24 protein-coding genes and 1 pseudogene are annotated in these 17,139 nt (G+C 63.4%); 17 read left to right on the top strand and 8 right to left on the bottom strand.

Going from position 1 to position 17,139, the window contains the following annotated elements; translation table 11 throughout:
* The first annotated feature begins 97 nt into the window (after positions 1 to 97).
* Entirely contained in the window at positions 98 to 373 is a 276-nt protein-coding gene (locus tag KUF59_RS21885; protein WP_212459616.1) for a DUF3551 domain-containing protein, read from the top strand.
* 103 nt (positions 374 to 476) lie between these two features.
* On the opposite strand, the gene KUF59_RS21880 is transcribed toward KUF59_RS21885, so the two are convergent.
* A complete protein-coding gene (locus KUF59_RS21880; protein ID WP_212459615.1) occupies positions 477 to 1,166 on the bottom strand; it encodes a hypothetical protein in 690 nt (229 codons plus the stop codon).
* A gap of 255 nt (positions 1,167 to 1,421) precedes the next feature.
* Here KUF59_RS21880 and KUF59_RS21875 point away from each other — a divergent pair, with 255 nt between their 5' ends.
* From KUF59_RS21875 to KUF59_RS21865, 3 genes are all read left to right on the top strand, one after another.
* A complete protein-coding gene (locus tag KUF59_RS21875) occupies positions 1,422 to 1,685 on the top strand; it encodes a hypothetical protein (protein ID WP_212459614.1) in 264 nt (87 codons plus the stop codon).
* A 181-nt stretch (positions 1,686 to 1,866) separates the two neighbouring features.
* Positions 1,867 to 2,121 (top strand): hypothetical protein, encoded by a 255-nt coding sequence (locus KUF59_RS21870; protein ID WP_212459613.1) that lies wholly within the window; start codon positions 1,867 to 1,869, stop codon positions 2,119 to 2,121.
* 293 nt (positions 2,122 to 2,414) lie between these two features.
* Positions 2,415 to 2,654, top strand: a complete 240-nt coding sequence (locus KUF59_RS21865) for a hypothetical protein (RefSeq protein ID WP_212459612.1) — start codon at positions 2,415 to 2,417, stop codon at positions 2,652 to 2,654.
* A 175-nt stretch (positions 2,655 to 2,829) separates the two neighbouring features.
* Here KUF59_RS21865 and KUF59_RS21860 read toward each other — a convergent pair whose 3' ends face one another.
* On the bottom strand, positions 2,830 to 3,219 hold the full coding sequence (locus KUF59_RS21860) for a hypothetical protein (protein WP_212459611.1): 390 nt from the start codon (positions 3,217 to 3,219) through the stop codon (positions 2,830 to 2,832).
* A 185-nt stretch (positions 3,220 to 3,404) separates the two neighbouring features.
* On the opposite strand from KUF59_RS21860, the pseudogene KUF59_RS44075 reads away from it, so the two are divergent.
* The 4 genes and pseudogenes from KUF59_RS44075 (at position 3,405) to KUF59_RS21840 (ending at position 5,219) form a co-directional block, all read left to right on the top strand.
* A pseudogene (locus tag KUF59_RS44075) lies at positions 3,405 to 3,706 on the top strand (hypothetical protein).
* Positions 3,707 to 3,837: 131 nt separating this feature from the next.
* Positions 3,838 to 4,155: a hypothetical protein gene (locus KUF59_RS21850; RefSeq protein ID WP_212459610.1), complete on the top strand. Its 318-nt coding sequence runs from the start codon at positions 3,838 to 3,840 to the stop codon at positions 4,153 to 4,155.
* A 172-nt stretch (positions 4,156 to 4,327) separates the two neighbouring features.
* Positions 4,328 to 4,546 carry a hypothetical protein gene (locus KUF59_RS21845; protein ID WP_212459609.1) on the top strand — a complete coding sequence of 73 codons (219 nt, stop codon included), beginning with the start codon at positions 4,328 to 4,330 and terminating at the stop codon, positions 4,544 to 4,546.
* Between the two features lie 208 nt (positions 4,547 to 4,754).
* Positions 4,755 to 5,219 (top strand): hypothetical protein, encoded by a 465-nt coding sequence (locus tag KUF59_RS21840; protein ID WP_212459608.1) that lies wholly within the window; start codon positions 4,755 to 4,757, stop codon positions 5,217 to 5,219.
* 18 nt (positions 5,220 to 5,237) lie between these two features.
* Here the strand turns inward: KUF59_RS21840 and KUF59_RS21835 are convergent, their stop codons facing one another.
* Both KUF59_RS21835 and KUF59_RS21830 read right to left on the bottom strand, forming a co-directional pair.
* The gene (locus KUF59_RS21835; protein ID WP_212459607.1) at positions 5,238 to 5,456 is read right to left on the bottom strand and encodes a hypothetical protein; all 219 of its coding nucleotides are present in this window, start codon (positions 5,454 to 5,456) and stop codon (positions 5,238 to 5,240) included.
* 284 nt (positions 5,457 to 5,740) lie between these two features.
* Complete coding sequence (locus tag KUF59_RS21830; protein ID WP_212459606.1) at positions 5,741 to 5,920, bottom strand: hypothetical protein; 180 nt, start codon at positions 5,918 to 5,920, stop codon at positions 5,741 to 5,743.
* 168 nt (positions 5,921 to 6,088) lie between these two features.
* Between KUF59_RS21830 and KUF59_RS21825 the strand changes: the two genes are divergently transcribed.
* From KUF59_RS21825 to KUF59_RS44370, 3 genes are all read left to right on the top strand, one after another.
* Positions 6,089 to 6,682: a formyltransferase family protein gene (locus tag KUF59_RS21825; protein WP_212459605.1), complete on the top strand. Its 594-nt coding sequence runs from the start codon at positions 6,089 to 6,091 to the stop codon at positions 6,680 to 6,682.
* 168 nt (positions 6,683 to 6,850) lie between these two features.
* A complete protein-coding gene (locus KUF59_RS21820) occupies positions 6,851 to 7,201 on the top strand; it encodes a hypothetical protein (protein WP_212459604.1) in 351 nt (116 codons plus the stop codon).
* A 159-nt stretch (positions 7,202 to 7,360) separates the two neighbouring features.
* The gene (locus KUF59_RS44370; RefSeq protein ID WP_408918120.1) at positions 7,361 to 7,711 is read left to right on the top strand and encodes a DUF6276 family protein; all 351 of its coding nucleotides are present in this window, start codon (positions 7,361 to 7,363) and stop codon (positions 7,709 to 7,711) included.
* A 34-nt stretch (positions 7,712 to 7,745) separates the two neighbouring features.
* Here the strand turns inward: KUF59_RS44370 and KUF59_RS21810 are convergent, their stop codons facing one another.
* On the bottom strand, positions 7,746 to 8,144 hold the full coding sequence (locus KUF59_RS21810) for a RidA family protein (protein ID WP_212459602.1): 399 nt from the start codon (positions 8,142 to 8,144) through the stop codon (positions 7,746 to 7,748).
* Between the two features lie 255 nt (positions 8,145 to 8,399).
* Between KUF59_RS21810 and KUF59_RS21805 the strand changes: the two genes are divergently transcribed.
* Positions 8,400 to 9,275 (top strand): DMT family transporter, encoded by an 876-nt coding sequence (locus KUF59_RS21805; protein ID WP_212459601.1) that lies wholly within the window; start codon positions 8,400 to 8,402, stop codon positions 9,273 to 9,275.
* Between the two features lie 193 nt (positions 9,276 to 9,468).
* Positions 9,469 to 10,896 carry a caspase family protein gene (locus KUF59_RS21800; protein ID WP_212459600.1) on the top strand — a complete coding sequence of 476 codons (1,428 nt, stop codon included), beginning with the start codon at positions 9,469 to 9,471 and terminating at the stop codon, positions 10,894 to 10,896.
* 72 nt (positions 10,897 to 10,968) lie between these two features.
* On the opposite strand, the gene KUF59_RS21795 is transcribed toward KUF59_RS21800, so the two are convergent.
* Both KUF59_RS21795 and cysK read right to left on the bottom strand, forming a co-directional pair.
* A complete protein-coding gene (locus KUF59_RS21795) occupies positions 10,969 to 11,208 on the bottom strand; it encodes a BrnA antitoxin family protein (protein WP_212404061.1) in 240 nt (79 codons plus the stop codon).
* A gap of 3 nt (positions 11,209 to 11,211) precedes the next feature.
* The gene (cysK, locus tag KUF59_RS21790) at positions 11,212 to 12,189 is read right to left on the bottom strand and encodes a cysteine synthase A (RefSeq protein ID WP_212459599.1); all 978 of its coding nucleotides are present in this window, start codon (positions 12,187 to 12,189) and stop codon (positions 11,212 to 11,214) included.
* Positions 12,190 to 12,414: 225 nt separating this feature from the next.
* Here cysK and KUF59_RS21785 point away from each other — a divergent pair, with 225 nt between their 5' ends.
* Positions 12,415 to 12,630 (top strand): hypothetical protein, encoded by a 216-nt coding sequence (locus KUF59_RS21785; protein ID WP_212459598.1) that lies wholly within the window; start codon positions 12,415 to 12,417, stop codon positions 12,628 to 12,630.
* A gap of 2 nt (positions 12,631 to 12,632) precedes the next feature.
* Here KUF59_RS21785 and tgt read toward each other — a convergent pair whose 3' ends face one another.
* Positions 12,633 to 13,769, bottom strand: a complete 1,137-nt coding sequence (gene tgt, locus KUF59_RS21780; RefSeq protein WP_212459597.1) for a tRNA guanosine(34) transglycosylase Tgt — start codon at positions 13,767 to 13,769, stop codon at positions 12,633 to 12,635.
* 267 nt (positions 13,770 to 14,036) lie between these two features.
* Here tgt and KUF59_RS21775 point away from each other — a divergent pair, with 267 nt between their 5' ends.
* The 3 genes from KUF59_RS21775 (at position 14,037) to KUF59_RS21765 (ending at position 16,930) form a co-directional block, all read left to right on the top strand.
* Positions 14,037 to 15,167, top strand: a complete 1,131-nt coding sequence (locus tag KUF59_RS21775) for a patatin-like phospholipase family protein (protein ID WP_249140442.1) — start codon at positions 14,037 to 14,039, stop codon at positions 15,165 to 15,167.
* Between the two features lie 128 nt (positions 15,168 to 15,295).
* Positions 15,296 to 16,039, top strand: coding sequence for a TetR/AcrR family transcriptional regulator (locus KUF59_RS21770; RefSeq protein ID WP_212459595.1), 744 nt, complete (start codon positions 15,296 to 15,298; stop codon positions 16,037 to 16,039).
* Positions 16,040 to 16,321: 282 nt separating this feature from the next.
* Positions 16,322 to 16,930, top strand: a complete 609-nt coding sequence (locus KUF59_RS21765) for a PepSY domain-containing protein (protein WP_212459648.1) — start codon at positions 16,322 to 16,324, stop codon at positions 16,928 to 16,930.
* Positions 16,931 to 17,139 lie beyond the last annotated feature (209 nt).

Genomic DNA, 17,139 nt, shown 5'->3' with positions numbered 1-17,139 from the left:
CAAGCCCGACGGAGTCATCCGATGACAGTCTGGATGGTCGATCAGGGGGCGATGATCTCTGGGTATTCGCCCTAACCTTACGACAGGACATACGGATATGCGCACAATACTCGTCATATTCGCCTTGCTGGCAGCCGGGACGGCCGCCAATGCAGGCTCCACTTCTCCCGTTTCGTATGACTACCCCTGGTGCGTCTATGGCGGGGAGCTCGGCGCTTCCGGCGACTGCTCTTATCAGACGAGAGAGCAATGCCTGTGGTCCGCGTCCGGCCGGTCGAACGTGATATGCAAGGAAAACCGGCGCCTTCTCTTCCAACAGCAGGCCGTACCGCAGCAGAGTGTCCAACAGCCTCGGGCGCGCCGCAGGCAGTGACAATGGACGCTCCGGTGTATCGTCGAAGCGTAAGGCCCGCCGACGTGAACCGGCGGGCCAGATTAGCGCAGACATAGCGCCAAGCGCTTCGCTTGACGTGTCTTCAGCTTTCCGGGACCGGCGTCGTAGCCGGAACGGTCAGCGGAGCTCCGCCCACCGAAACAGGCCCAACGGGCCCAACGGGCGCGACAGGCTTCGATTCCCGAACCATCCGTTTGCGCACGAATAGTCGACTACGAGCGTACCCTTTTGGAATGGCGGAGGTGATGTCCGACATCATTGTATTTTGCAGCGCGTCGATCTTCGCGATGAGCGTGGAAAGCTGCGAAGATATCTTCTTCACATCGACCCGCTCGTCCGTGATGCTCTGGCGCAGGGACAGGATCACCATTGAATCCTGCTGCATCAGCGCCGTCTGTTGCTGCAATGATTGATTGCTCTCGTTCAGCGAAGCAGCATGTTCCTGCTGCGCCAACTGGATATCCTTCAAGGCGGCGATCACCGGATCCGGTTTCGGCGCAGGCGCTTTCGGCTGAATCAGCTCCGCCACCACACTGCCGACGTCCGGCAACTGAAGACCTGATGGCAACGTATAGATCGCCGCCGCGCCGTTGATGGCGAGGGCGCACACCGCCAGCGCCACAACCGATTTCCGGCTGGACTGCCTGATCGGGAAGTCGGCTTCTGGGGCTTCAAGGGCTTCGGGTTCAGGTGCCGCAGCTGCGGCTGCGAGCGCTGCGGGGTCGAGTTGTTCGACCAGGCCCTGCACTTCCGGTGTCGTGGTCATTTGCATTGACCTCAATGAGCGAACAAGAGGAGGCTATCGCCGGAACGTCCTCGCGACGGCTCCTCTACGCAGCACTCATCTACAACTGCCCTAAATTATGAGCTTTTCAGATTAATTCCAGGTTAGCGCTCAACCCCGGAAAATACGGTGACGCACGCCGCAAGGCACCATCAGAACTTTCCCTTGGCTTGCTTCCAGGTTCTGGCTATCTGCACTCACCTCCACAATCTGGAGGTGTTTTCTTGAATGGGGGAATTGAGAATGAAGAAGCTACTGATCGGAGCCTGTCTGTTTCTCGCCTTCACGACTGATGCAGCGCTTGCCCAGGGCAAGAATTCGACTCCGCACGCATTGGATTGCATGGCCAAGGCGGGCTTTACACGCGACATGTGGGTCGCAAAGCGCGCCGGCACGAATGCGCAGGTCGCGCAATACATCGCCTGCCGCGACGGCGTTTCGGTCACGCAGGCCAAAAAGACCGGCAAGAAGGACGGCAATTTCGACACGTGGACGCCCGGCAAATAGCGCCGCCTTCTGCTGAACCGCCGGCGCGCACGGAAGTCCCTATGGACAGTCCGTGCGCCGCGCAAACCGCGCGCCATTCAGGCGACTTGTCCACACCCACGACGCCAAGTGTCTCGCGCGCGTTCCGAGCCACCAGCCATTGATAATTTGCGAAGGCGAAAACCTCGCGCCTTGATGGGCCATGCGGCCCCAAAAGATCACCTTCGGCGACATGCGCGATGCCGGCGTGCGCGGCGTGCTGGTCTATTGCGCCGACTACCGGTGCAGCCATAGCGTTGCACTCAGCGCCGATCGCTGGGCGGACGATTTGCGGCTCTCCGACATCGAGCCGCGCTTCGTTTGCACCGTCTGCGGCAAGCACGGCGCCGAGGTGCGGCCGGACTTCCACTGGAATAAGCCGCCCGAGCCGGCGATGGGGTATCGCAACACGAAATGACCGCGACGACGAACGAGAGCGCGCGATCGACACCCAAGCGAAAACCCCCAGCGCTTGCGCGCCGGGGGCGTTTTTCAAGTATGACTAAATAAAGCAATGCGTCATCCATAGCGGATGATCCTCGTTCTGTTTGTGAAGCAGTTCACACGTGGCGAAAAAAAGCGGGCGCCGGCTGAGCTCGGGGGCAGCCGGACCGCGCCGGGGTAGCCGGGTACATTGCGACGGCCTCGGCACCCGTCTGGTTTGAGCATTCACCAAGGCGGCGCTAGGATGGGTCTTTTCCGGAGGCTCATTTGAAACAGTTCATTATCCTCGCAGCGGTTGCGCTGCTTGCTGTCGCTCCCGCAAGGTCGCAGAAGCTGGTCGATCCCGACAAGGTTGCTCCCGAATTTCGCGAGGCCGCCGAAAAGCGCCGCGCCGAGCAGATCCGCCAATCGGAGTGCGCCAAGAAGGCGGATGCCGACAAGGTGCTGCCGAGGGACCGCACCGCCTATCTCAATCAATGTCTGGAGACGCAGGCTGCCAAGCAATAGCGGGGCGCGAGAACTTCAAAAGGGTGCGCCCGACGGCAATCCCAATGATGCCAATATACCGGCGATTTGCCCGACGCGTCAAGTGATTTTCGTAAAATACGAAAATTTATGCCGGCGACCGCCGGCTACTGTGCATGGGGTTGTTTCGATGCTTTGGTCGGGTCGGAGCCCGCGCTTACGGGACCGCGATCCAATATTTGCGCCCGTTGGTGTTCGGGTCGCTGTTGTCGGTGCTCGAGAAGTAGACGGGGCGGCCCTTGAGATACAGGAAGCGGCCTTGTCCCAGATCCCGGATGTCGCGGAAGGTGCTGTGGCCGCCGCCGAGCATCCGTCCATCCTCGTAGATCGCCGTTCGGCTGGGCCCCTCTTCGCTCGGCTCGTCGGCGAACGGAGTGACGGCGGCATATTCGCCCGGCCGGCCCTGCCCGCTGAAGGCATGCCCGGCTTCGTGCTGGAACGGCGGCAGGAGTTGAACGACGATGCGCCCCTTTGGCCGGGGATCGACATAGCTGGCGTGGAAATAAGCGGCGGCCGCGACATACGCCGCCACGGCGAAGGCAGCCATACCAGCTTTTGCTCGCCACCCGCCCCGCATCTCGGCCCACCGCACCCGATTGTGGTCCCACGGACGTCCGTGCGCCGACAATTTGGCGGCGCAAAGGCTGCCGCACATTTCGTCGCAGGCGTTTGGGGATCATTCACCTCTGGACGGTTAAATCGCAACAATCGGTTTTGTTCCCCAACGTCACCATGCCCGACCTCAACGCCGTCCTCGCCAAGCTCAACGATCGCCTGCTCAGGCTCGAGGGCGAACTGTTCGTCCTGCGTTCGCTCGCACGCGCGTCGCTGACGGCGGGCGACGAACACAGGCGGTGCGGATGCGCAAGCTGGTCGAGGCAGCGCGCGTCGCGCTCGCGGATGAAGCCACCCGTCCGCTCGATAAGCCGACGCGCAAATATGTCGAGGCGGCGAGCGCACTGGTCGAAGAGCTCCTGGTCGAGCCGACCCAGGCCAAGCCGCTGTTCACGGTGATCGAGGGCGGCAGGACTTAAGCCCTGAACTCGCCAAGCCTTCATTTCGACAGGCGTTCAGTTCGGCAAGCCTTCATTTCGACATGAGAGCGGCTGGCCTTGCGCCCGGATCCTTCCGCTTTGGGCCACAATCGACTCTTAACCGGCTCGCCATGACCCGGATGTTCCTCTGCCTCATCTGCCTGTCGCTCGCCGGCTGCGCGAGCAGCCCGCACTCCGGCGGCGTCAATGCAAGCGTGGGCACGCACCTCGCCGACATGCCGCATTGGATGGGCGGACTGCCGGCCGATGCGCCCCCGCGCCGCGGTACACCCGAATACGACGCCTGGATGGCCCAGCGTGCGAAGGAAGCTGCACGGCCCAAGAACCTTGACGCCAAGAAGAACCTTGATCCCAAGAGCGGCGATGCCAAGGACGGCAACAAGAACGTCAGGAAGGATGCCGCGCCAGACGCGCGCGCCCAGCAGTGACATCCGCTTGCTGCTGGGATGCCAGCTTCCTGCATCCCGCGCCATCACCACGTGTGCAAGGCGTCTACATCACTGAGCAGTTGCGGCAACGATCCCGCTTGCACTCCCGGGTTCCCGCGATACCATCCGCTCATTGCGCCCGCGATGATTTTCAACTCCTTGGATTGCGGAAATGACGAACGATACTGCGGTCTTCGACGCTTTATGTTTCGATCCCCAACTTGGCGAAAAAGTCTCGACCGGTCGGATGGGCACTCGCCAGGCCATCGCGCGCGACGGCCTCGACATCGACGCGGATACACTCGCCTATTGTCCCCATGAGTGGATCGACGCCAGCGGCTATGTCGATCTGGAGCTGGCGCGCAAATACCGCCATCCGATCGTGCTCTGAAGCTTCCGTGGCACGACAAACTGCCCGGTCCCTTCGCTAGCCATTCGTTCGATTTTGGTTGCCCAGGGCCGAGCGGCCCTGATAGTTGACACAAATATTCACACTCGCACGGCCTGCATTGCAATTTCCCCGGTAAATGCCCCCTACCCGCGTCAACAGCATTGGATCTGGTTGGAGTCGACGCAGGAAGGCTGGCCTCGCCCTCATCGTGGTCTGTGCTTACGTCGCTCTAGCCTATTGGGCCCGGGGCGCGCACGTCCCCGACCCGGCCTTCACGGTTGGACCTGACGTCCCCGGCGAGAAAATCCAGCTGTACCGCCCCTTCGCGCATTCCGTCGGCCCGTCGAGCCACGCCTTTGGGACCGAGCGCTTCGGGCTGTTCGACGAGCTCGCCGACACCGACGCCGACCGCGCGCGATCACCGGTCGAGCTGTTCGAGAACGGCAAGCGACTTGGCCCGGCCCATGCGGAGCTTGACGATATCGTGGCGGTTGGTGGCGGCCTGTTCTCGCATCGGCAGAAGAACGGCACGACGGTCTATTTCTCGACCAGCGACAACAGCGATCCGAACACCAACGGCCGGGCCTATTGGCTCGTCAAGCCGGCAAATCCAACCAAGCCTTATCCATCGCCGGCGCCCGGGCGCCTCGAGTCGGGGGCCTTGCCGAAATAGGAGCTCTTGAAGACCGGCCTAGGCCGCCGCCGATAGCGCCGACCTCAACGCGCCCAATCCGGCCTCGATGGTCGCGATCTCCTCCTCGATCTGGCGGATCGGCAGGCTGAAATCGTAGCCGGAGCGGCCCTTCAGATCGACCGCAAGCCGCTGCCGGTGCATCATCAGCTCTTCCAGGCCGCGACGGTTCTTCAATCGGACATAAGTATCGACGATCTGTTCAATCGCGCTCGGCATCAGGCCATTTCCAAAATTCGGTCCCAAGCAGAAGACCCGCCGGCTCGGCACTGGCAGGTCGAATTCCGAGGTCACGGTACGCAATACAAATCCGCGACGGATTCGTCGATACGCGATGCGTGTTGAGAACTTGTTACCGGATGCGGCGCTACTCGCTCACGCAAAAATATGTCCGCGGCAGCCGGCGATAGGCCGTGTAGCGATAGTGCGCGAGGGGATCGCTTGGTCCGGCCATGGAAACATTTGATGGCCGCGCGCGCAATGGCGCTCTGTCCTTCGCCGCCTCACTTCTCCTGCGCGTACATCACGACGGCGCCGGCCAGCCCGATCAGCGCGCAGGCGAGCAGCGCATATTGCAGGATGGCGAGCGCCTGGCTGGGCGCCTCCGTCGCGCTCGTGATCTCGTAGATCAGGAGCACCGACGTGATCCCGCTCATCAGCATCAATTTCGGCCATTTCGACATGGCAGCTCCCACGGCTGGTTGCCCGTTGGACGCAGGTGATCCGCGGCCGGTTCGATCAGCCCTGCGCGCCGCGCGCTGTTGATAACCGGGGCAAGCCGGCATCGGGTGGTGACAGCGTCCTCCGGCGTGTTATCGGGAACGTCAGCCCGCCAGACGGATCAGAGAATCATGCGCATTACCCTTGTCGGCTCCCGCCATTTCGGCGTGACCACCCTCAACATGCTCCGGGAGCACGGCGTGGAGGTCGTGCGGGTCGTCGTCGCCGACGCCGACGACCGTCTGGCCTCCACGGCCCACGCCGTTGGCATCGAGGTGGTGGTGCAGGCCAAGCCAAAACTCGTCGTGGCCTCCGAAATCGCGCCCAACTCCGACCTGATCATCACCGCGCACAGCCATGCCCGGATATCGAGGGAGGCGCTTGCCGTCGCAAGGTACGGCGGCATTGGCTATCATCCCTCGCTCCTGCCGCGCCACCGCGGCATGGCGGCCGTCGAATGGACGATCAAGGAAGGCGATCCGATCGCCGGCGGCACCATCTATCACCTTGCCGACCGCATGGATGCCGGCGCCATCGCCGCGCAGGATTGGTGTTTCGTGAAAAAAGGCGAGACGGCCAGGCAGTTGTGGGAGCGCGCCCTCGCCCCGCTCGGGTTGAAGCTGCTCGCCGAGGTCATCGACTACGCAATCGTCCACAAGGCGCTGCCAGCCAAGGTCCAGGACGAGGAATTCGCGACCGCCGCGCCGAGCCTGTCGGCGCATTAACCCTGGAATGCGCGATTCGGCCCGGAATCGCCCTGAAAACCGCTCCAAGGATCGCAAATAAACCATTGTTCCCACAGGAACAAATTTGGTTTTGGCGGCGCAGCAAATTTCTGTCACATTTGCCCCGAATAAGCGTCACCATCTCAGACATATCCAAGGACAGAATTCATGCGTTTTGATCGCATTGCGTTGATTTCCGCGGCTTCGCTTTTCGCCAGCTCCCTCGCCGCGCCGGCGTTCGCCCAAGGGCCCTATGACGGCAACTGGCAGGTCACCATCGTGACCAAGACCGGAAGCTGCGACGCGACCGCGAGCTCGATGCTGACTGTCGCCGACGGCAAGATCACGGCGCCGGGAGCCAACGTTTCCGGGACCATTGGCCGCGAGGGCCTTGTGCGAGTTTCGATCAATGGTGCATATGCCAACGGTCAACTCAGCGGCAACGCCGGATCGGGAAAGTGGAATGGAGCATCTGGAGGCATACCGTGCAGCGGGCGGTGGGAAGCATCGCGCCAATAAGCTAACTGGACGTAGCGCCAACAACCGGCGGCTGCTCATGGCGGCCGCCGTTTTGTTTGCAGCGTCCTTTGCGGCAACGGATGGCAAGGCGCAGTCGGGCCCGTTCGCGCCCTTGGCGGGGTCGTGGCAGGGCGGCGGCACCGTCACCCTTGATGACGGATCGACCGAGCGTATCCGCTGCCGCGCCAAATACGCACCCATTGGCCCGACCATGGAGATGTCGCTGACCTGTGCCAGCGATGCCTACAAGTTCAACCTCGGCGCCAGCGTCAGGGCGGAAGGCAGCAACACGATTTCCGGAAGCTGGACCGAGACCAGCCGCAACATCAGCGGCGCGTTGCAGGGCCGCGGCGGCGGCGGGAATTACGATCTGGCGGTCAGCACGGCCGGCTTCAATGCCAACCTCGCGCTGAGGACGAGCGGCAACAAGCAGACGGTCTCGTTGAAGGCCGACAGCCAGTTCCGCGGCGCCAACATCTCGCTGTCGAAGTAACGACAGCGCAGACCTAACGACGATCCGGCGCTCGCGCCGGATCGTCTTGTTTTATCCGTTGGGAACGAAGGCCGTGACCTCGATCTCGACCTTGGCCTGCGTATCGACCAGCCCGCCGATATAGAGCAGCGTCGACGGCGGAAAATTGCGCCCGAGCGTCTCCTTCCAGGCGGCCCCGATGCCGGCGCCGGCCGCCTCATGTTCACTGCGGTCGGTCAGATACCAGGTCAGGCGGACGATGTGCTCCGGACCGGCGTTGGCCTCAGCCAGAAGCTTCATGATCCGCTTCAGCGCTGTCGCGACCTGCGCGGCGAGGTCGGCTGCGTAATCGCCTTTCTCATCGCCGCCGGTCTGGCCCGCCAGCACGACCCAGCGCCCGGGGGCATCCACCATGACACCATGAGAGAAGCCGCGCGGTTTCGACCATTCTGCCGGCTGCAGGACACGCATGAGCTGTTTCTCCCGTTTTCTGCTGTTTGCCATCCCATTAGAGCGTTTTCGAGCGAAGTGGGTACCGGTTCGCGTAAAGAAAACGCGTCAAAACGAGAATCTAGAGCCCCGTTCCGATTTCATCGGAACGGAAAAGGCTCTACCACGCAGCCGTGCATCGCTGCATCCGCAGTTTTGGCCGTTGCAAACGATGCCGATGTCGCGGATACCGGCCTTCCTTTCGCGAAGTCTCCTCCCCGCTGACCTTCTTTGCCGATGAGCAAATCTCCGTCGATCCCGATGGCCGCACTTTGGATGGCCGGCTGGCTGTCGCTGATGCTGATCATGGCGATCGCCGGTCGCGAGACCACGCGCGAGCTCAACGTTTTTCAGATCATGGAGATGCGCTCGCTGCTTGGCTTCGTGCTGCTGTATCCGATGATCCATCGTGCCGGCGGATTCGCCGTGCTCAAGACCGCGCGCCTGCCCGAGCACATCGGACGCAACCTGATCCACTACGGCGCGCAGCTCTGCTGGTTCGTCGCGCTGACGCTGATTCCGATCGGTCAGGTGGTGGCGATCGAATTCACCATGCCGATCTGGACCGCAATCCTTGCGGCCACTTTCCTGTCGGAGCGCATGACGTCGTGGCGGATTTCAGCAATCCTGCTCGGCCTCATCGGCGTCGTCATGATCGTGCGGCCCGCGACCGGCGAGATCAATCCGGGCCAGTTGATCGCCCTTGGTGCGGCGATCGGCTTCGGGATCTCGATGGTCCTGGTGAAGTCGCTCACCCGTACCGAGACGGCGCTCTCGATTCTGTTCTGGATGCTGGTGGTGCAATCGATCGCGGGGTTCGTTCCGACGCTGTTCGTCTGGTCCTGGCCGTCGACCTATGCCTGGGGCTGGGTCATCGTGATCGCCATCTGCGGCACGTTCTCGCATTACTGCCTCGCCAGCGCGATGCGCTATGCGGACGCGAGCATCGTGGTGCCCATGGACTTCCTCCGGGTCCCCCTCACCGCAACTGCTGGTTGGCTGCTGTATTCGGAGCGGCTCGATGCCTGGACGGTATTCGGCGCCGCGCTGATCCTGTTTGGGAATCTTCTGAATTTGAAGCCGGCGGCTCCGGTTCCCACGGCCGCGCGGTGAACCGTTAGGCGACTCCCAACGACCAATCAAAGTAGTCGTCCGTGATTTGGATCACGTTCGAACGGGGGTTCCATCCGTCACACTTGGCAATGGGTTGGGCGATCTGCGAATTGCTGGCGCGAAGACCGGCGATTTGTGTAAGTTCGAACCAATCCTGTTGCTGATTTGAATTCGATTCTGTTGGGGATTTCAGATGCGCTATCTCACCCTCCTCCTGTCCCTGATCTGCATGGCGGCCACCGTGGACGCCGCGTATGCCGATCGACGCGTCGCCTTCGTGGTGGGCAATGGCGCCTACAAGAACGTTGCGCAATTGCCGAACCCGCCGATCGACGCCAAGGCGATGGCAGCGACGTTGCGCAATGTCGGCTTCGAGGTGATCGAGGGCTCGAACCTCACCCGCGACCAGATGACCGAGAAGCTCCTGGATTTCGGCCGCAAGGCCCAAGGCACCGACGTCGCGGTGTTCTATTATGCCGGTCACGGTATCGCCGTCGGTGGCACCAACTATCTGCTGCCTGTCGATGCCGACATCAAAACGGAGATGGACGTCAAGCTCGGCGCCGCCATCAACATCGACCTGACGCTCGACCAGACCATGGGCGACGCGAAGGTGAAATTGGTGTTCCTCGACGCCTGCCGCGACAATCCCTTTGCCGCCAAGATCAAGTCCAATTCGGCGACCCGCAGCGTCAACGTCGGAAGCGGATTGGCCGAGATGAAGTCCGGCGAAGGCACGCTGATCGCCTTCGCGACCGGCCCGGGCCAGACCGCGCTCGACGGCCAGGAAGGCAACAACAGCCCGTTCACGCGTGCGCTGATCGACAACATCACCAAGCCCGGCATCGAAATCCAGCAGGCTATGACGTCGGTCCGCGCCCAGGTCAACGAAGAAACCCACAAGGGTCAGCTTCCCTGGGGCCACACCAACCTGATCGGCGCCGTCTATCTCAACCCGGCGCAGGGAACGCAGGTGGCGAACGCGGCGCCGACGGCGACCGCCGCACCGGTCGCCTCGGGCGGTTCCGAGGCCGAACTCGAGTTCTGGCGCTCGGTGAAGGAGTCCAACAAGGCGGAAGAACTCAACGCCTATATCTCCGCCTATCCCAACGGCCAGTTCAAGTCTCTGGCGTTGGCGCGGCTCGCGGCGATCAAGAGCGGTCCGTCGACGACGACCCGTACCCTGAACGCCGGTGTCGATCCCGCAACCTTCACCGACGAGGCCAGCCAAGTCACCGAGGATCAGATCGGGCTCGACAAGGGCAAGCGCCGCGACGTGCAACGCCGCCTGACCGGGCTCGGCTTCGACACCAAGCTGACGGGCGAGTTCACTGACGAGACCCGCTCCGTGATCAAGCGCTGGCAGGCCGCCCGCGGCTACCCGTCCACGGGCTATCTCAACAAGCTCCAGCACAAGGCCATGCTCTCCGAGATCGTTGCCGCGCCCGCGACGGCGAGCGGCGACAACCCGAAGCCGGCCCGGCGCGCCACCAACACCGCGCCCGCCCAACAAAGTGCTCCGGCTCCGGCGCCTCAGCGCAGCAGCGGCGGCGATGCCGCCGGCGCGGCCTTCGTGGGCGGCGTCGTCGGTGGCATGATGGGCGGCATGCTCCGCCGCTAAGCCGGCGCAGCCCCGATTCAAAAACAAAAGCCCGGCTCGCTGCCGGGCTTTTTCTTTTTCTGACGGAAGTGCCTACTTCCCGGCTGCCTTGCGTAGGGCGTCGTTGATGCGGTCCTGCCAGCCGGGACCGCCGGACTGGAAGTGCTCCAGCACGTCCTGATCGATCCGCAGCGTGACCTGCTCCTTCACGCCGGGAACGGCGTTCGTCTTCGGCGGGGCCTGGGCGACCTTGGCCGTCACCTTCTTGAACGCCGCCTCGGCTTCCGACCGCGCATCACCCAGCGTGCGCGGCCGTCTCGGCTGATCCGCCATATCCTAGATTCCCTCAAACAGAGCGGTCGAAAGATAGCGCTCGGCGAAGGACGGCACCACGGCCAGGATGGTTTTTCCCGCAGATTCCGGCCGCTTGCCGATCGCAAGCGCCGCGGCGATCGCGGCACCGGAGGAGATGCCGCCGGGAATGCCCTCATGCCGGGCCAGTGCGCGTGAGGTCTCGATGGCGATCGTCGAATTGACCTTCACAATCTCGTCGATCACGGAGCGGTCGAGAATGTCAGGCACGAAGCCCGCGCCGATGCCCTGGATCTTGTGCGGCGTGTGCGCACCGCCTGACAGCACCGGGCTCTCTTCCGGCTCGACGGCGACGACCCGCAAGGATGGCTTGCGCGGCTTCAGCACCTGGCCGACGCCGGTGATCGTGCCGCCCGTGCCGACACCCGCCACGAAGATGTCGATGTTGCCGCCGGTGTCGTTCCAGATCTCTTCCGCCGTGGTCCGGCGATGAACGTCGGGATTGGCGAGGTTCTTGAATTGCTGCGGCATGACCGAGTTTGGCGTCGTGCGCAGCAGCTCCTCGGCGGCTGCAATCGCGCCCTTCATGCCCTGGGCCGCCGGCGTCAGCACCAGCTCGGCGCCGAGGAAGGCCAGCATCTTGCGCCGCTCGATCGACATCGACTCCGGCATCACCAGCTTCAGCCGATAGCCGCGCGACGCCGCGACGAAGGCGAGCGCGATGCCGGTATTGCCGGAGGTCGGCTCGATCAGCACCGTGTCCGGCTTGATGTGACCGGCCTTCTCCATGGCGATGATCATGGCCGCGCCGATGCGGTCCTTCACGCTCGCGGCCGGATTGAAATATTCGAGCTTGGCTAAAATCGTGGCGTTCACGCCCTGCATGCCCGGTAACCGGCGCAGCCGCACGATCGGCGTGTCGCCGAAGGCGTCGACGATCGAGTCAAAGACCCGGCCGCGGCCGGGTTGGTGCGCTGCACGCGTGTTGGACGTTGCGTCCATGAGAAACTCCCTGTGGCGACAATAGGCGCGTTATTCGCGGTCTTGGTGAGTTAGAGGCAGCTTGTGACGACACGCAAGCAACAATGCGACGGCGCCCAAATTCGCTGCATCGCAAAATCGCGTGAGTTGTACATAACAGAAAACCAACGCATTTGTGTTGCGACCTCGTCAACTGATTCTGCTTATGTTAGACTTAGGTCTAGAAAAAAGCAGGGAGGTCACCAGATGTCAGCAGTTGCTGAAGTCTTGACGACCGTCGCGCGTAACCACGATCCGCGTTGCAGCGAGTTGCCCACCTGTCCAGTATGCGCCGACTCCATGGTCGCCGCCGAAGCCTCCGCCTATGTCTCGGACCAAATGATCAGCTATCTCTGGACCTGCGACACCTGCGGCTACGGCTTCGTGACCAAGCATTCGGTCAAGCGCTTCACTTGCAACTGACGTCACGCGCGGGGCGCGATGTCGCCCCTCGCCCAGTCTTCACGCGTCTGCTGATAAAACTGTTCGAAAGTTCCGTGTGAGACTGCGTCCCTGATGCCCTGCATCAGGTGCTGGTAGTAGGCGATATTGATTTCCGACAGCAGCATGGCGCCGAGCGTCTCGCCTGCCTTGACGAGATGGTGAAGGTAGGCGCGCGCATAATTGCGCGCGGCCGGCCACATGCTCTCCTCGTCCAGCGGACGCGGATCGTCGGCGTGGCGCGCGTTGCGCAGATTCACCTGGCCGAAGCGCGTGAAGGCGACGCCGTGACGACCATTGCGGGTCGGCATCACGCAGTCGAACATGTCGACGCCGCGCTTCACGGCCTCGAGGATGTCCTCGGGCGTGCCCACGCCCATCAGATAGCGGGGACGATCGGCCGGCAGCGAAGGCGCGCTCTCTTCGATCATCGCGAGCATCACCGCCTGCGGCTCGCCGACCGCGAGGCCGCCGATGGCGTAACCGTGGAAGCCGATCTCGACGAGGCCTTGTGCGCTTTGATGACGCAGTTCCGGCACGTCACCGCCCTGCACGATGCCGAACAGCATGTAGCCGTCGGGCGCGCTCTCGAAGGCGCGCTTCGAGCGCTCGGCCCAGCGCAGCGACAGCCGCATCGCGCGCTCGATGTCGTCGCGCTCGGCAGGCAGCCGCACGCATTCGTCCATCTGCATCGCAATGTCAGAGCCGAGGAGCCGCTGCACCTCGATCGAGCGTTCCGGCGACAACTCCACCTTGGCGCCATCGATGTGCGAGCGGAACGTCACGGCGTTCTCACTCACCTTGCGCAGGTCCGACAGCGACATCACCTGGAAGCCGCCAGAATCCGTCAGCATCGGCCCATTCCAGGTGGTGAATTTTTGCAGGCCTCCCAGCGCCGCGATGCGCTCGGCGCCCGGCCGCAGCATCAGGTGATAGGTATTGCCGAGCACGATGTCGGCTCCGGCATCGCGCACCTCGCGCCAATGCATGCCCTTCATGGCGCCGGCGGTGCCGACCGGCATGAAGGCGGGCGTCCGCACCGTGCCATGCGGCGTGGTCAGGCGGCCGGTCCGCGCCCGACCATCGGTTGCGAGCAGTTCGAAATGATTGGGAAGACTCATGCGGCTGCTTATTGCGTGCCCGGAAGTGCCAATCAACCGCCCAGTGCCCGGCCGCAGGGCCCCCTGCCCAACCCGGGACACAATTGACCTCGCCACGGCCCCATCCGGCACCTTGTTAAATAAAACGATACCGTATAGTTTTATGGATGGGGCCGAACGGGACGCCGCAGCGATGCTGCCGGCGACAGCATGTGCGTGAACGGTAACTGACGGCGAATGCCCTCCCCATCAAGTTTGACTGTATCGACCGCCCTTTTCTACGGTGGAATGAAACGCGCGGGCGTTCGCCTGCTCAGGCCGGTCGTGCTGCTATGCAGCCTGGCGCTGGCCGCCTGCACGGCCCTGCCGCGCACCCCCTACACGGCGGCTGAGGCCAGCAGCTCCCGCGTGCTTAGCCTCGATGGCCTCAGGCGCTACACCGACGAACCCGTCGCGAATTTTCGTTTTGAGAAGACCGACGTCTCGGCGACTAGAACCTATCTGGCGCTCTCGGGCGGCGGCGCCGATGGCGCCTATGGCGTCGGCGTGCTGAATGGCTGGACCGCTTCCGGCACCCGCCCGACCTTTTCAATCGTCTCCGGAGTCAGCACCGGCGGACTGATCGCGCCCTTCGCGTTTCTTGGGCCGCAATATGACGACACGCTGAGGGAGGTTTACACCAGCGGCGTTGCCGAAAGCCTGCTCGAAGATCCCAGCATCATGCGCGTGCTGTTCGGGTCCGGCCTGTTCGGCAATACGCGACTGCGCGAGCTGGTCGCCCGCTATGTCGGCCCCGAAATCCTGGCCCAGGTTGCGCGCGAAAATGCCAAGGGCCGAAGGCTGCTCGTGGTGACCACCGATCTCGACACCCAGCGGACCGCCATCTGGGACATGGGGAAGATCGCCGCGATCGGCTCGCCCGAGGCGCTGCATCTGTTCCGCGACGTGATGGCAGCGTCCGCCAGCATTCCGCTGGTGTTTCCTCCTATCCTGATCGAAGCCGAAGGCCAGGGCCGGCGCTTTCAGGAGATGCATGTCGATGGCGGCGTGACCGCGCCGGTGCTCACGCTGCCGGACGCGCTGCTGTTCCACGGTCGCCTGCCCGAAAACAGCCGCCTCAGCATCTACATCCTCGTCAACAAGAAGATCGAACGCACCTTCGAGCTCGTGCCCAACGGCACCATCAACGTCGCTTCGCGCAGCCTGTCGTCGATCACCCAGTCGCAGACGCGCTCCGTGATCTTCTCGACCTATGATTTCGCCAAGCGCAACCGGCTGGGCTTTCACCTCTCCTACATCGAGCGCGAATACCCCTCGCCAGCCTCGCAAGGGTTCGACACCGCCTACATGCGCGCGCTCTATCAGTACGGATATGAAAAGGCTGCAAGCGGCCGCGCATGGAGCTCGGAGCTGCCGTAAGGCTTTTCCGTATCATGCTCTAGACCGTTGAAAACAGGAGCAATTCGTCCAGATTGGCGATGACGCCCCGATCGCTGCACGCTATAGAGCGATGGCGACCGTCCGCAACCGCGCAGGAATCAACGGGCATGGGAGTGACTGCGGCCAAGGCCAGAACGGCAAGACGCGACGTGCCGAAGTCGCGCGGCGGCCGGCCGACCAAAAGCGCCGCGCTCGAGCGCGACCAACGGTTGATCGAGGTGGCCACCCAGCTATTCCTCGAGCGCGGTTATGAGGCGACCTCGCTCGACGCGGTCGCGGAAGCGGCCCGGGTCAGCAAGCCCACCGTCTACGCCCGCTATGGCGACAAGCGCGGGCTGTTCGCGGCGGTGCTCAGGCGCGAGATCGAGCGCTGGCTTGCCCCGCTGGCCAAGGCTGCGGAAGTACAGCTCACGAGCTCCGCGAACGTCTCGGCCGAGCAGCGGCTGGTGGACGTCGGGCGCGAGATGCTGCTGTTCACCTGCGGTCCGGATGCGGCGGCCTTCAGCCGCATGCTGACGGCACAATCGATCAACTTTCCCGAGTTCGCCAAGCTCGGCAAGGAAGAGGGTTGGCAGAAGGCCGTCGCCACCACCGCGCGCTTCTTCGATCATTTGGTGACGCAGGGCGCCCTCGACCTCGAGGACACCACGATTGCAGCCGAGGTCTTTCTCGACGTCGTCGTCGGCCACACCCACCGCATGGCAACCTTCGGAATGGCGCTCGAGCTGAAGGCCGCCGAAAAGCGCATGCGCGCAGCGATCCGGCTGTTTTTGGCCGGTGCCCTCGGGCCGCCGAGCCGCCTCCAGACCGCCGCGCCCAAGAGCCCGGCCCGCCGCCGCCCGCCCCGCTGACAATTCCGTGAGACCAGGCCCCCCGCCCGGTCCAGCGCCGATCCGTCGTTGACCGAAATAAAACGATACGGTATGGTTTTATTATAGAGACGATGCAGCGCCTGCTATCGCCAGCCCCAGCGGGTTCGCACCGTCTTTAGGACTCTGAAAGACGCGACGGGATACGGTTCCGTTGCGGTGTTCCGCGGCCGACCCGTGTGCCCAAAGGGTCGGCCGCACTTTTGTACAAGACGATCCGGCCCATCCGCCGGTAGACACAGGTTCAGGATGGAGACAGCCATGATGCGCACACCGAAATCCTGGAGTCCGTCGCTTGCGATCGCCCTGCTGCTCGCAGTCCTCCTTCCCGCCCCGGTCCTTGCTGTCGCGGCCTCGACGGATGCGCCGGCCTCCCAGCGCAACGACACCGGCGATAGCGCCCTATCGGATCAGCAGGCGATCAATCGGGAGATCCAGCTTTTCCGCGGCTCCGCGATCTCGCTGAGCCAGGCGATGGCGATCGCTGAGGCGCTGCATGCGGGATCGACGACCGCCGATGTCAGCTTCGACGGCGCATCGCACGCACCAGTGTACCGGGTGAAAACCCTGCACAATGACCGCGTCTGGCAACATGCCATCGACGCCACCACCGGAAGGATCGTGGGTGGCCCGGCGGCCCTCCCCGTGAAGGAGCTCGACGCTGACGACCGCAGCAATCTCGCCGCACTCCGGGCCGTCCGGCAGCGGCTCTCGGATGCGGTGCGGGTGGCCGAACACGCGGCATCGGGCAAGGCGATCAGCGGCGGGCTCGTCCGCGAACGCGGCCGGCTGAACTTTGCGATTGTCGTCATCAGCGGCTCCGAGCTGAAGGAAGTCATTCTCGAGCCTCCGGGCGCCGCTGGGCGAAAGTGACCGTCCGGATTGTGGCGAAAAGCCGTTGACGGCGGCAAAACTCTCACGCATAAGTCGCCGCCATGTTCATGACCACGAAACGCACGACGAAAACCACCACGGCCTTTGGGGCCCGGGGAGGCGTGCGCGCGTAGTCACGGACTTAACGCAATCCACTCTACCGCAGCCCCGCACCGTGATGGTCCGGGGCTTTTTTGTTGTCTCAAGCT

It is taken from the genome of Bradyrhizobium arachidis (genome assembly GCF_024758505.1).
Classification (GTDB): Bacteria; Pseudomonadota; Alphaproteobacteria; order Rhizobiales; family Xanthobacteraceae; genus Bradyrhizobium; species Bradyrhizobium manausense_C.
Note: the sequence above shows the minus strand (reverse complement) of the source record. Positions and strands in the feature narration are given on the sequence as shown.